We start from the raw sequence: 14,464 nt of genomic DNA on the forward strand, positions 1-14,464 counted from the left end.
AAAATCGGCTGCCCTTTCTGGGGCAGCCGATTCTGTTTGTCATTCGGAGCAACGACGGGCGCGTGCAACGCGCCCCTATTTGTTTAGCATCACCTTGCGCGTGGCAGTTTCGCCGTCGGCCCTTAGGCTCACGATGTAGAAGCCATTGGCGCATTTAGTTAGGTCGAGGGGTAGGGAAACCGGGCCTTTCACGGCGGTTTGCGACTGGCGCAGCACTTCCTGGCCCACGGCATTGCGCACTACTACTTCCAGATTGGCTACTGGCTTATCGAAGCGGGTCTGGACGGTAAACTGCCCGGCCGTAGGGTTCGGGAACAGACTTACGCCGACACCTTGCAGCGCTTGGGCTGTGGGCGTCACGGTGTTGTCCTGAATATGCAGATTGTCGATGGCCCAACCCCAGCCGTAGGCACCTGCATCGGCGTGCAGGCGGAAGCGAAGCTGCACCACGTCGCCGGCCTTATACTTGTCCAGTAGGCTGATGGTGCGGGAAGCGTAGATAGACGGCGTACCCACGGCGGCCGAATTTTCGCCATTCATCGAGCTGTTGTATAGATCGAGCCAGTTGGCGTTGTCGCGAGAATCGTAGCCGGGGGCTATTGGTGTCCAAGTCGTACCATTGAGACTACCTTCTACTACCACGTAGTCGTAAAAGTCCTCGCTAGGGAATACCGAACCAGTTTTGCCGGGCTCCACCAGCACAATCTCATCAAAACGCACCCGTGCAATCTGCGGATCGGCCTTCACCCGAATAGGTACCAGCAACTGGTACGTGTAGTCTACGTTGTTGGCGTAGGGGTGCGTGGAGTGAATGGCGCCGTTGGCAAAACCCGTGAGCGTAGCAATGGAAAAGCCCGAGCCTACAAAGTCGATAGGCGTGGCACGCTCAAATTCGTTGGCGTACATATCAGCCGCCGGGCGTACTTCTACCACCGGCACTGTATAGAAGCTAGTAGCGGGTAGGGTAGTGCGGTTAGACTTGGAGGAGTTATCCTGCGCCACCAAGCGGTAGTTGATAACGTCGCCGGCCACAATGGGGCCGGCAACGGTGCTGAGCGCGGCGGTGTAGGTATTGGCTCTATTGCCGGTGCCCCTGGTCATAAGGATAGCAGGACGGGCCGTACCATTCACGTTGTATTCCAACGTAACGGATGCTACCCCGATGTTGTCCGCAGCCTGCGCCGTGATGGTATATGGCAGATTACTGGTAAACAGGTAGGTAGGCGGCGTGTGCGTGAGCGTAGGCGCTACCACATCGGGACCCACGAAGAACGAGTAGCGGTTAGACACCGTGGAAAAGGCGTTGCGGCCGGGGGCGGTGTAGATGCGCCGGGTTTCGTTGTCGGAAGCTTCTATGTAGTAGCTCACCCGCACGTTGAGGCCGGGGTTGGGAATGGTAGCAGTGTATTGGTTGGCGCTGCTGGTAGGTGTCATCGTCACCGTGGTCAGAGCACCATCGTTGAAAGAGTAGTTCAGCTTCACCGAGCCGGGCGTGATAGTGCCGTCGCTATCCACCCGAACCGTGACGGGGAAGGTGCTGGGCGTCTCCGTGTCGGTGTAAGGCGTGTGGCGCACGGCAGTATTAAACCACCCCATGTCATTGAACATACTCAGCACAATGGGGCCGGGCGAGTGAATAGCTTCACCTGAGGCAAACTGCGGCGACATCAGCGAGTTGGGGTCGCCGGGGCTATAGGTATTTTCGTCGAGATGCGACAGGCTGGAACCAGCAGCATAGGTAGTAGGTGCATACAAGCGCGCCCGCTCTCCACTGTTAGCGGCCCGCGTCAGGGGACTATCAAAATACAAATCATTGGTAGTGAAGGCTGTGCCCAATTCCACCGAAGGATTGGCAAAGATGCGGGTGTCGGCTACGCTCAGTCCGGCACCGGTTTTCATGAAATCGGCATAGATACTAGGCGGCGTTGATAAAGCGCCTTGTTTACTAGTCACATCATAGTCTTTCGAGGTCAGAAAGCCCAAGCCATGCCCCAACTCGTGCAATACTACCGATACCAGATCATACTGCCCGGCAGGCGTATTGCCATCCGTGCCCAGATACCAGTTGAAGGTGCTGCCAAAGCTGGCATTGATGTCAGCTGCCTCACCATTAATGTTTCCCCCTACTATCTTTTCCGCTAAAGCGGTAGGATACAGCGAGTTGCTGATCCGCTCGCCGCCACCATTTATTGTATATAAACCACTGGGACCTGCAGAGCCTAGTACACCCGCGGCCAACGGCCGCCAAGTGGCGCTAATCCGAATAGGCTCACTGGATACCAGCAACGACTGCCAGATATCAACTGCATATTGGAAAGCGGCCTGGGCCTCGGGTGTAAAGCCGGAATAGGTAACGATAATAGTAGCCTTGGTGGCCGATGGCCGATTTGCCAGAAAAGCTGCCGGCGGGAGCACCCGCGTACGCACAACTTTGGAACTGGCGTAGCAGGTATCAGGAATACCGGGGCCCGCATATTTTACCAGCTGCTGCCCAAAGGAAGGCGCCACAGTTGCCACGGCCAGGAAAGAAAGGAGTAATAGTTTTTTCATTAACACAGATAAGAGGAGTGCTCGATACCACAACGGAGTTCCTAAATTTAGGGATCTCCGGCTGTATTACCTGATTTTTTTTGGATGAAATCCAGTCTTGTACCGCCAAGTTGATCGTCCGAGAAGTCTGTTAGCCAACGGCGTATATACACAACACCCCTACCCTCCGGCCACTTGGAGAGTAGGGGTGTTGTGTATGGTAGGAATGGCTTACGGCTGTTTAGCCGACTGTGCTTCTACGTCGCGCAACTCCACAGGCGGGACTTTCTTACGGACACGCATGTTCAGCAGCTCTACCCCCAGCGAGAAGGCCATGGCGAAATACACGTAGCCTTTGGGCACTTCCTGGTGGAAGGCTTCCATGATCAACATGGCCCCAATCATAATCAGAAACGACAGGGCCAGGATTTTGATGGTGGGGTTCTGGTTCACGAAATCGGCCACATAGCCGGAGAAGGCCAGCATCACGCCCATGGCCAGAATCACGGCCAGGATCATCACCAATACATTGTTCACCAGGCCCACAGCCGTCAGGATGGAGTCGAACGAGAACACGATGTCGATGACGATGATCTGGAAAATCACGCGCGACAGGGTGTTGTACTTGCCCGTGCCGTGTTCCTCTTCCTCGCCCTGCAACTTGCCATGAATCTCGGTGGTGCTTTTGGCCAGCAGGAAGAGGCCACCGAAGAACAGAATAATGTCCCTACCCGACACCCCAAAATCGGGCTCTTGGAACGGCAGATCCAAATGGAACAAAGGCGTTTTCAGCCCCACAATCCACGAAATACTGAGCAGCAATCCAATGCGGAACACCAGCGCCAGCAGTAGCCCGATGGTGCGGCCGCGAGCCTGCTGCTCGCGCGGCAGCCGGTTCACGACAATAGAGATGAAGATAATATTGTCGATGCCCAGTACGATTTCCATGAACGTCAGCGTGAGCAGGCTGACCCAGGTGTGGGCTTCGGCGAAGGTGGAGAGGTCAAACACGGGGATGATGTGCTGATGAGTTGATGTGGCGATGGGTTGATTAGAACGTCCTGCTGCGCGTCGCGCAGCAGGACGTTCTAATCAACCCATCTACTTCATGTTCACAAATTGCAGGGGCTGGCCAATATCAGTGCGGCGCAGCAGGGCAATGACGGCTTGCAGGTCGTCGATTTTCTTGCCTGATACGCGCACTTGGTCGTCCTGCATCTGCACTTCTACCTTCAGCTTGGCGTCTTTAATGGCTTTTATGATTTTACGGCCGGCTTCTTTGTCGATGCCAGCACGCACCTTCACGGTTTTTTTTACCAGCGCGCCGCTGGCCTGTTCCTCTTCCGAAAAGTCGAGGGACGTGCCGTCGATTCCCTGCTTCACCACGCGGGCCAGCAAGATGTCTTCCAGCGACTTCACGCGCATGGAGTTTTCGGAGCTGAGCTGGATGGTATTGGCTTTTTTGTCCAGCTCAATGCCACCTTTGGTATCGCGCAAGTCGTAGCGCGTTTGCAGTTCTTTTTTGGCCGTGTTCACCGCGTTTTCGAGTGTTTGCGGATCTACTTTGCTCACAATGTCGAAAGAAGGCATAAGTAAATGGGTACTAGAAGGGTAAGAAAAAGCGCCTACAGGCTACATACGGGCGCCAAAGGTAGGCGTTTGCCCGCAGGCCGCCTGTAGGCCGAATGATGCGTTGTACGTAATTTTTATCTTCGCTGCCATGTCCGTTTCCTCGCCCCGCACCGCCGACGATTTTGCCGCCTACTACCAGCTGCGCTACACCGTGTTGCGGGCGCCCTGGCAACAGCCGCCCGGCTCGGAGCGCGCCCCCGACGATGACGACCCTACTACCCTGCACGCCTTGCTACGCTACCCTACCCCCAATGGCCCCGTGGTAGCAGTGGGTCGGGTACACCCCTCGGCCCCAGGGCAGGCACAAGTACGCTTCATGGCCGTCGATCCGGCCTACCAGGGTAGGGGGTTGGGCCGGCAGGTGCTGGCGTTTCTGGAAGCCGGCGCCCGGCAGCAGGGCCTTACGGAGTGCATTTTGCACGCCCGCGCCACGGCTGTACCGTTTTACGAAGCCGCCGGCTACGCCGTGGTAGCCCCCTCGCACACGCTGTTCGGCAACGTGCCGCACTTTCTCATGCGTAAGGCGTTGCACTGAGCAACGCCTGCCAGCGGCGGCAGTGCGGGCGCTGGCAGGCGTTGGCGTAACCATTCCTACCGCTAGCAGTTGTAGGAAGTATGGCTACTCCGCTGATTCCGGTTTTTCGGTTCGACAACTACCCGCAGGCAACGGAACCGGCGCCACCTGGTGCTGCCCCTGAGGCACTGGAACAGGTAGTGATGTACCGACGAGAGGAACGGTTTGCTACCTGTCGGCAGCATATGGAGCAGCACCGCCGGCAGTTCTTCAAGCTCTCGTTGGTGGAAGAAGGCGGCGGCACTTTTTATCTCAACGACGAACTCGTAACGGTAGCGCCCTATTCCGTGCTGCTGGTGATGCCCGGCACCGCGCTACGCTGGCAGCTGTCCGATGGCTCCCAAACCGGCCTATATTGCTTTTTCTCTACTGATTTTTACAATGCTGGTTTGCTGCCTGGCTATCAGCTACACGCGGTACTCGCTAGCCAGCCTCCCTACGTATACCACGCCTGCACCCCGGCCGAATACGCGACACTCCGGCAAAGCGGCGAACAGCTCTACCACCAGCAAGACCACCTGGAAAAGGCCCGCCTCTACCTGCGCCTGCTGCTCACAGACCTCCGCGAGTGGCAAACACCGCCTGCTACTCGTGGCCAACCCGCCACTATAGTACAGCAATTCCTGCATCTGGCAGAAGCCCGCCTCGCAGCCGGCGAACCCGCGCTTAGTCTGGAGTTTTACGCCGACGCTCTAGCCCTCACCCCAAAACACCTCAGCGACCTGTGCCGCCAAGCCACTGGCCAGAGCGCCGGCAGCCTGCTTCGAGAGAAGATTCTGACGGAAGCCAAAGTACTCCTTTCCGGCACCCACCTATCCATTGGTGACCTGAGCTACCGCTTGGGTTTCTACGACGTTGCGCATTTTTCGCGGTGGTTTCGGCAGGCCGCTGGCCAAACGCCGTCCGCTTACCGCTTGCAGGCCCTGGCGTACAAATAGTAAGGCAATCTGTGCAAAGAGGCAGAAAGTGAGGCCGCTAGCTTTGCTGACTCGCTATGCGAGGTCCCGATGCTTGCGTGTTCCGGCATGTTAAAAACACCGGTGGTATTACGTAAAGCAACTTACCAAACATCAACTTTCTACTTATGAGCACCAATAAAATTGCCCTGATTGTGGGCGCAAGCGGCATCATCGGCAGCAATCTGGCAACCGAGCTACTCGCCACCAATTGGACCGTATACGGCCTAGCCCGCCGCCCGCCGCAGCACCTCGACGGCCTGTACCCCGTAGCCGCCGACCTACTGGAGCCCGCCGCTCTGGAAGCTGCCTTAGCCGACGTGAATCCTACCCACGTCTTCATTACCACCTGGATGCGGCAGGACACGGAGGCCGAAAATATCCGCGTGAACAGTGCGCTAGTGCGCAACATCCTGGCGGTGCTTTCGCCCAAGGGCACCGTGCAGCACGTGGCGCTGGTAACGGGCCTGAAGCACTACCTAGGGCCGTTTGATGCCTATGCCAAGAGCGGCACACTGCCTGCTACCCCCTTCCGGGAGGAGCAACCCCGCCTCGACATTGCCAACTTCTATTATGCCCAGGAAGACGAAGTATACGCCGCCGCCGAGCGCGACGGGTTTACCTGGAGCATTCACCGTCCCCACACCATCATTGGCAAGGCCGTGGGCAACCTAATGAACATGGGCACCACGCTGGCCGTGTACGCCAGCATTTGCAAAGAAACCGGGCGGCCGTTTCAGTGGCCCGGCTCCGAAGCGCAGTGGCATGGCCTGTCTGATGTGACCGACGCCCGCGTGATTGCCAAGCAGCTAGCCTGGGCCGCCACCACCGAGGCTGCCCGCAACGAAGCCTTTAACATTGTGAACGGCGACTATTTCCGTTGGAGCTGGCTGTGGCCGCGCCTGGCTGCATGGTTTGGGGTAGAAGCCGCCGGCTACGATGGCACCGTACGCCCGCTGGAAGCGCAGATGGCCGACGATGCCGACCTCTGGCGCACGATAGCCGCCCGCTACCAGCTCACCGTACCGGAACTGGACAAGCTAGCCTCGCCCTGGCACACCGACCTCGACCTGGGCCGCCCCTTGGAAGTGATGACTGACATGAGTAAAAGCCGCAAGCTGGGCTTTCACGTGTATCAGCCCACCGAAGCATCGTTCTTCGATCTGTTCGCGCAACTCCGCGACGATCAGATCATTCCGTAGTTGCTATCAGCCTAGCTTGTTCTTTCCTCGCTAAACTCTATTCTTATGGCTACTTCCATTGATTCTTCGGCCGATAACCGCCATCGGCCGCCGTACCGCGCCACCTACCAGACCACTACCGCGCCGCTGATTGTGACGCCTACCTTCCTGACCCGCGCTGACCGGACGCCACCCACCGAGCGCCCGCAGGACGAAGGCTTCACACGCAGCCGCGATGGTCAGGCGTTGGACAACCCTGCCGCCGAACCGGCGAAAATTGCCTTGGAAGCCAACGCTAACCTGGCGTATGAGCATTGGGATGAGTATTGGCGCAAGGTGCACGGCCCTAAGTTTGCCTACGAGGAGCCCGGCACCGACAACGAGCCGGTGTTACGCTATGACCAGATTCACCGCGTAGCGGCCGGGCCATCGTCGTACTTCCGGCCGCCCTACCTCGCCATGACTACAGCCGACGCCAAGCTGGTAGGCGACCCCCACGCGCAGGTGCCCGCCTACCAGCGCCCGCGCTGGGACGGGTTTGCCTACATTGCCTATGCCACGGAGGCCGACATCGACAAGGTGCTGAAGCAGCCGCAGTACGACAAGCGCATTGTGGCCGATGAGCAAACGGTCTTCCGCATGGTTACGCGCTCCATTACCCGCGAGTACATCCTACTGCCCAGCCCCTCACATCGCGACCCTATCACCCTGGTTAAGATTCACTACCGGCACCCCAGCCTTTCCCGTGAGGCGTTTCAGCAGCGCTTGCTGACGGAGCACGCCGCGGTGGTACTGGCACAGCCTGCCACGCACGCCTACGTACGGCGCTACGCCCAGCTGCACAATATCGGCTCCACGCAGTTCGACCCCGAAGGCAGCCGTATGGATGCCATTTCGGTGCTGGCCTTTGCTAGCATGAATGATGTAGAAGACTATCTTAGCAGTGACGGCTACCGTGTAATTGAAGTCGATGAGGCTTCCATCACGGACATTGAGCAATCGGAATTCTGGACGGGTCTTACGTATAGCGTTATCAACCGACTACTACCCGAGCTGGCAACTAGCTTGTAGCTTCCTACCTAGCAAACGGGAAAGATGCAAAGCCTTCATACACAAAAGCGCCGGCCTCCATTAGGAAGCCGGCGCTTTTTTTAGCTCTTAACTGAATAACGAAAGCTAAAAGCCAATATATGTTTACAGACGGTCGGGCGAGCCGGCGGATTCGTGCTCCTGCTCCTCGTCATCTTCGTACTCGTCGCCATCTTCCATTTGCGGGGGCTGCACTTTGCGTACGTTGCGGGCACAGTCCTCGTCGCGGTGATTGCGGCCTACGGTGAATTCCACCCAGTCGCCTTCATTCAGGTCGTTGAAGTCACCCTCGGCCATATCAGCGTAGCTGAAGAACAGATTGTTGGGCGGCATCACGACAAAGCCGAAACCGTTTTTCAGGTTTTTGATGGTGCTGATGCCCACCGTGCCTACCGGACCAGCTGCCGTCGGGCCCGTAGGGCGTACGGGCTTCAGGGTAGAGGTAGGGTAGGTTGTGGGCTCCGACTGGGCCACAAACATATTTTCGATCAGCTCCTCGTTGGTCGACAGGCCTTGGTCGATGATGTCGTGCATGTCTACCGGGTAGGTAGCACTGCTAAGCAACTGCTGCGAAGCGCGCGTTACGCGGTTTTCGCCTTTGTAATCGGTGTATTTGAAATCCCAGTTCAGCAGCATCACGCGGGTGCCCAGGGTATTCAGCTTCTTGATGAGGGGGGCGTAGTCGCTGTCGCCGGCAATGAGTACTACCACGTCGAAGCTCTTGTACATAGCCAGTTCGTAGGCCTCCAGCGAGAGCCACACGTCGATGCCTTTTTCCTGCAACCGACCGTCGCGGGTTTTCAGGGGCATGTAGTGCGTATTAATCCCCAGGTTCATGAGGATATCGTCGAACAGCCGGTCGTGGAACAGGCGGTCCTTGTCGCGGGCTTCGGTGGCGCTCAGGCGACCACGGAAAAAATGCGAATCGATAATTTGACTCAGGCGTACGTCTACGTCTTCTTCTTCGGCTACTTGCTGCCGGATAAACTCATGCAATCCTTCCAGGCTAATGCGGGCCTTGCGGTCATGCTGGAAGTAGTAGTAATCACTGATTTTAAGGAAATAATTGCCATCGTAAAAGACGCCTATCCTAACCAGAGGGCTATTGATCTGATTCATAAAGCAAAAAAATGTGTGTGCGCAAAATGAGGTGTGAGTAAGAAAAAGAGAACGGGCAAACAACAGGAGGTACTTTTGTTGCGGAAGTACCAGGTCAAATATACAAGTTCGATTGTGTAAAATTATTCATATTGATTACTAAATAATTACTGTAAAATATCAAGCTACGCTACCTACTTGCGTTGCAGCTTGTCGTCTGAAATATCTAGCAGAAGTGATATGCTGTAGTAAGGAGTACTATACGAGATGATGCGTGAATGAAGAATGAAAGAGCACGCATAAATTCAGTCTCATAACTACCCTAGGTATATTCACTTAGCAATCTGCAAATTAAAGCAAATTCCAACCTATTCTGTATATGTTATTAGTTATATATAAATTTACTTCACGTGACTTCCCTTTACACTATCGGCCACAAAGCTAGCTGGTTCCTGTATTATTATAGTAATATATTTTTAGCTTTTCCAGTATAAATCCAGTTTCCAACACAACCGTTCCCTCCTTTCTGCTTTATTCTGCTTACTCTACATACTCCAGCTCCACTAAGCTATGTGTGCATTAAGTGTCTTAACCCGATTAGCACAGGCCTCAAACGCAGTTTAAAAAGACATATTGCCCACTACTATGCTTAATACTAGCGCAGCATAGCCCAGGCAGATAGCCACTTCCAGCGCGTTGCCACTCGCGGAGCCCGTCCGAATCAGGGGAACTCTAAAGCAGATATCGGTGAGCGGCATCAGCCATTTCACGCCGGCTTTGGTGAGCGAATCGGCCACGAGGTGTGAGAGGTAGCCCGCCCCCGCAAACCACGCTACCCCGTGCCAGCCCAGCGTGTAGTTGGCCAGGTGCCCGATGTAGGTCCAGAGGCCCGCGGCCCAAATAGTGTGCGTCCAGGAGCGGTGGCTAGTGAAGGGCGCCACGGCAATGAACGCGCCCAGCATGCTCAGCCACAGAAACTCGGTATAGAAGCCCGCCACCACCGTGCACAGGCCTGTGAACAGTAGGGCTAACCGCCGCGCCGACCCGCCCTGCATGGCGGCACCCAACAGACCAAACGCCAGCGCCGCCGTGAAGCCCATGCGCCGGTCGGGGCCAAGGGGTAGGAGAAAGTGGGTGTAAACAGCCAGCGCCGCGCCAGCCAGCACAAACGCCCAGCGCACATACTGCTGCACAAACCCCAGGCGCTTACTGAGACGGGAGTTGGGGTGATCGAGGTCGGGGGCGAGGGAGGAGAAGCCTGCCAGTGCAATGCCGGCCACCGAGAAGGGCACGTGGGGGACAAGTCCGGCGACGGCCACGCCGGTAATCAGGCCAATGGCCAAGTGAGAAGATCCGCGCAAGGAGAGATACTACTATTATAAATAAACCACGAAGATATCGGCGTGGCAGTTGATTACGAGGCTTTGCGCAGCACAATATCTTCGAGCGTACGCAGGCGGCGCTAAAAATCGGTAAACTCGTCTAATTTCTTTTCTATTTTCTCCAGCCGTTGATCTATGCGCTGGACGCTCTGACGAATATCAACTACGTGTTCGGTCAGCGTATCAATGAGCCGATTTATGGTCGTAAGTAGGCGGTCGTTGTTTTCCTGATTCTCTCGCCGCATTTCCCGCATTTCGATCAGGATTTCGGCTGCCCCCAGCGGAAGGTTTTCATTATTATCAGCCATTGTAGAATACGGATAATCACTTTCGCTAAGATACGGGATTTGCTACGGCGGCGCTTACCGGCGGCGCCGGAAACTTTCGTTGCGTGGTTGTGGTATTGCTACTACCATTTGCTAAGCGCGCCCGACCGGAAAATCCTTCCGGCCGGGCTTCTACCTTTGCCCTCCCTCCTAGCTATATCCTGTTTTGAAGGTCACTGATTACCTCCAGCTCTACCGCCTCGACCCGACCGTGCTGACGGTAGGCGCCCGCCTGAATCCGGCCACGCTCCGCTCGCTCAAAAAAGCCGAGGCCGCCGATACTCCCCTACCCCGCCTGCACCTGCGCGGGCTGGTAGGCAGCCAGGATGCGGTGCTGGCGGCCGCTCTGCACACGCTCTACCCCGAGCAGCACCACCTGTTTATCCTACACGATAAGGAGGAGGCGTCGTACTTTCTGGCCGACTTGCAGCACCTGCTCCCTACCCAGGACCCTCTGTTGTTCCCCAGCTCCTACAAGCGCCCCTACGAATTCGACGAGACGGAAAACGCCAACGTGCTGATGCGTGCCGAGGTGCTGAACCGCCTCAGCGGCAGCAAGGGGAGCAAAGGCCAGAAGCCCGTAGAGCCTACCCCTGAAACAGAGAAAAAGCTAACGGCTAACAGCCAACAGCTAACAGCTCAAGACGCCGGGGCCCTCATCGTGACCTACCCCGAAGCGTTGTTCGAGAAGGTTATCAACCGCAAGAGCTTGGTGGCAAATACCTTTTCGGTGCAGGTAGGCGAGAAGCTGGACGTGAACTTCATCGGGGAGATGCTGGGCGAGTACGATTTCGAGCGCACCGATTTCGTGTACGAAGCCGGGCAATACGCCGTGCGCGGTGGTATTGTGGATATCTTCAGCTACGCCAACGAGCTACCCTATCGCATCGAACTGTTTGGGGACGAGGTGGAGAGCATCCGCACGTTCAACCCCGAAACGCAGCTGTCGGTAGAGCGCAAAGCGCAGATCAGCATCATTCCGAACGTGCAGACCAAGCTGCTCCAGGAAACCCGCGAGGCCTTCCTGGATTTCCTACCCCGCAACCTGACGGTGTGGGCCAAGGATGTGCGCCTGACCCTGGACGTGGTGGACGAGTCATTCGATAAGGCTGATGCGGGCTTTCAGCGGTTGCTGGAGTCGGCGGGCGGCACCCAGATTGTGAGCAAGCCAGCCGATTTGTTTGAGACGGCCAAGACCTTCCGCAAGCAGCTCGAAAACTTTGCGGTAGTAGAGTTCGGCAAGCGCTTTCATTTCAAGACCGGCGCTGAAGAGTTTGCTTTCACGGCCAAGCCGCAGCCCAGCTTCAACAAGGAGTTTCCGCGCCTGCTCAAAAACCTGCGCGACTACCAGCAGCAGGGCTACACCAGCATCATTGCGGCCGACTCGGTGCGGCAGGCCGACCGGCTCCGTACCATCTTCGACGAGCTGGACAACAACGTGCAGTTTCAGCACTTGCTGCTGGCCCTACGCGAGGGCTACGTGGATGAGCAGTTGAAGCTGACCGTGTACACCGACCACCAGCTGTTTGAGCGCTACTACCGCGCCCAGGAAACCCGGAAGTTCAGCAAGAAAAAGGCGCTGACCCTCAAGGAGCTGCGCACCCTGCAACCCGGCGACTACGTGGTGCACCAGGACCACGGCATTGCGCGCTTTGCGGGGCTGATGCAGGTGGACATCAATGGGCACTTGCAAGAGGCTATCCGGCTGGTGTACCGCGACGACGACGTGCTGACCGTCAGCATTCACGCCCTGCACAAGATTGCCAAGTACAGCGGGGCCGAGGGCGCGCCGCCTACCATGAGCAAGCTGGGCTCGCCGGAGTGGGAAAACAAGAAAAAGGCCGTCAAGAAGAAGGTGAAGGACATTGCGGCCGAACTGATCCGGCTGTACGCCAAGCGCAAAACTGCGCCGGGCTTTGCCTTTGCCAAGGACTCGTTTATGCAGGCCGAGTTGGAATCGAGCTTCATCTACGAGGACACGCCCGACCAGGGCAAGGCCACCGAAGACGTGAAGCACGACATGGAGCAACCCCACCCCATGGACCGCCTGGTGTGCGGCGACGTTGGTTTCGGCAAGACCGAAGTAGCTATTCGGGCCGCCTTTAAGGCCGCTGCCGATGGCAAGCAGGTAGCCATCTTGGTGCCGACTACCATCCTGGCCATGCAGCACTACAAGACCTTCCGCGACCGGCTCTCGGAGCTGCCCGTGACGGTGGAGTACATCAACCGTTTCAAGAGCACCAAGCAGATAAAGGAGACACTGGGTAGGGTGGCGGAGGGCAAAACCGATATTCTCATCGGCACGCACCGCCTCACCAACAAAGACGTACAGTTCAAGGACTTGGGCTTGCTGGTGATTGACGAGGAGCAGAAATTCGGGGTGAAGACCAAGGACAAGCTGAAGGAGCTGAAGGTGAACGTGGACACGCTCACGCTCTCGGCTACGCCTATTCCGCGCACGCTGCACTTCTCGCTGATGGGCGCCCGCGACCTATCCGTTATTGCCACGCCGCCGCCCAACCGCCAGCCGGTGCAAACGGAATTGCACGTGTTTGATGAGGTGCTGGTGCGCGACGCCATTGCGCGGGAAATAAAGCGTGGCGGGCAGGTGTTCTACGTGCACAACCGCGTGAAAGACATTGAGGAACAGGCCGCTATGATCTTGCGCCTGGTACCCGACGCCCGCGTGACCTACGTGCACGGCCAGATGGATGGCGACTCCCTGGAAAAGCGCATGATGAAGTTTGTGGATGGCGAGTACGACGTGCTGGTAAGCACCACGCTCATCGAGTCGGGCCTGGACATTGCCAACGCCAACACCATCATCATCAACCGCGCCCACATGCACGGCCTCTCCGACCTGCACCAGATGCGCGGGCGGGTAGGACGCTCCAACAAAAAGGCGTACTGCTACCTGCTCACGCCGCCCGTGGCCGGCCTACCCTCCGACGCCCGCAAGCGCCTGAGCACGCTGGAAGAATTCTCGGACCTGGGCGCGGGCTTCAACGTGGCCATGCGCGACCTCGACATTCGGGGCGCGGGCAACCTGCTGGGCGGCGAGCAATCGGGCTTTATCAACGACCTGGGCTTTGAAACCTACCACCAGATACTCGACGACGCGGTGCAGGAGCTGAAGGAAACCGAGTTCCGTGACCTGTTTCTGGGCGACCAGACCGGCCGCCTCCAGGAAGCCGCTGGCACTGCCCGCCCTAAGGAGTGCAACGTGGAAACCGACCTGCAAATCCTGATTCCGGACAGCTACGTGAGCAGCGTGTCGGAGCGCCTGCAACTCTACAGCAAGCTCGACCGCGTGAAAGGCCCCGAGGAGCTGCGCAAACTGGTCGCCAGCATCGTGGACCGCTTCGGCCCCCTACCCGCCGAGGTAGAGCAGCTGGCCGACATCGTGAAGCTGCGCTGGCAGGCCTGCCGCGTGGGCTTCGAGAAGGTGACGCTGAAGAAGAACGTGCTGAAAGCCTACGTGCCCGCCACCAACAACGAGGCCTACTTCCAGGGCGACCAGTTCGGTACGGTGCTCAACTACGTGCAAACCCACCCCCGCACCGCCACCATGAAGGAGCGCAAAGAACAGCTCATCATCACGATTGACGATGTGAAGAACGTGCAAGCGGCGAAGCGGGTGCTGAGTGAGCTGGGGAGTGAGGAGAAGGTAGAGGTGTGAGAGTGAGATGGGGCGCAT

The 14,464-nt window shown here is 57.3% G+C and carries 11 protein-coding genes; 5 read left to right on the forward strand and 6 right to left on the reverse strand.

The features are described 5' to 3' along the window. Positions 1-75: 75 nt before the first annotated feature. The 3 genes from J4D97_RS04890 to J4D97_RS04900 all read right to left on the reverse strand — a co-directional run bounded on the left by J4D97_RS04890 (position 76) and on the right by J4D97_RS04900 (position 4,119). On the reverse strand, positions 76-2,550 hold the full coding sequence (locus J4D97_RS04890; RefSeq protein ID WP_208306614.1) for a T9SS type A sorting domain-containing protein: 2,475 nt from the start codon (positions 2,548-2,550) through the stop codon (positions 76-78). 210 nt (positions 2,551-2,760) lie between these two features. Continuing rightward, complete coding sequence (locus J4D97_RS04895) at positions 2,761-3,540, reverse strand: TerC family protein (protein ID WP_258048933.1); 780 nt, start codon at positions 3,538-3,540, stop codon at positions 2,761-2,763. A gap of 90 nt (positions 3,541-3,630) precedes the next feature. Beyond that, a complete protein-coding gene (locus tag J4D97_RS04900; RefSeq protein WP_208306615.1) occupies positions 3,631-4,119 on the reverse strand; it encodes a YajQ family cyclic di-GMP-binding protein in 489 nt (162 codons plus the stop codon). 130 nt (positions 4,120-4,249) lie between these two features. Between J4D97_RS04900 and J4D97_RS04905 the strand changes: the two genes are divergently transcribed. From J4D97_RS04905 to J4D97_RS04920, 4 genes are all read left to right on the forward strand, one after another. Continuing rightward, the gene (locus tag J4D97_RS04905) at positions 4,250-4,696 is read left to right on the forward strand and encodes a GNAT family N-acetyltransferase (protein ID WP_208306616.1); all 447 of its coding nucleotides are present in this window, start codon (positions 4,250-4,252) and stop codon (positions 4,694-4,696) included. A gap of 80 nt (positions 4,697-4,776) precedes the next feature. Next, positions 4,777-5,673: a helix-turn-helix transcriptional regulator gene (locus J4D97_RS04910; protein WP_208306617.1), complete on the forward strand. Its 897-nt coding sequence runs from the start codon at positions 4,777-4,779 to the stop codon at positions 5,671-5,673. Positions 5,674-5,819: 146 nt separating this feature from the next. Further along, positions 5,820-6,893: an SDR family oxidoreductase gene (locus tag J4D97_RS04915; RefSeq protein ID WP_208306618.1), complete on the forward strand. Its 1,074-nt coding sequence runs from the start codon at positions 5,820-5,822 to the stop codon at positions 6,891-6,893. 45 nt (positions 6,894-6,938) lie between these two features. Then, a complete protein-coding gene (locus tag J4D97_RS04920) occupies positions 6,939-7,943 on the forward strand; it encodes an EthD domain-containing protein (protein WP_208306619.1) in 1,005 nt (334 codons plus the stop codon). A gap of 123 nt (positions 7,944-8,066) precedes the next feature. Here the strand turns inward: J4D97_RS04920 and J4D97_RS04925 are convergent, their stop codons facing one another. The 3 genes from J4D97_RS04925 to J4D97_RS04935 form a co-directional block, all read right to left on the reverse strand. After that, entirely contained in the window at positions 8,067-9,080 is a 1,014-nt protein-coding gene (locus J4D97_RS04925) for an NYN domain-containing protein (RefSeq protein WP_185281520.1), read from the reverse strand. 599 nt (positions 9,081-9,679) lie between these two features. Next, positions 9,680-10,420 carry a metal-dependent hydrolase gene (locus J4D97_RS04930; RefSeq protein WP_208306620.1) on the reverse strand — a complete coding sequence of 247 codons (741 nt, stop codon included), beginning with the start codon at positions 10,418-10,420 and terminating at the stop codon, positions 9,680-9,682. Between the two features lie 101 nt (positions 10,421-10,521). After that, positions 10,522-10,749, reverse strand: coding sequence for a hypothetical protein (locus J4D97_RS04935; protein WP_208306621.1), 228 nt, complete (start codon positions 10,747-10,749; stop codon positions 10,522-10,524). 184 nt (positions 10,750-10,933) lie between these two features. Between J4D97_RS04935 and mfd the strand changes: the two genes are divergently transcribed. Next, positions 10,934-14,446, forward strand: a complete 3,513-nt coding sequence (gene mfd, locus J4D97_RS04940) for a transcription-repair coupling factor (protein ID WP_208306622.1) — start codon at positions 10,934-10,936, stop codon at positions 14,444-14,446. The last annotated feature ends 18 nt before the right edge of the window (positions 14,447-14,464 follow it).

The sequence above is a fragment of the Hymenobacter defluvii genome (assembly GCF_017589435.1).
Classification (GTDB): Bacteria; Bacteroidota; Bacteroidia; order Cytophagales; family Hymenobacteraceae; genus Hymenobacter; species Hymenobacter profundi.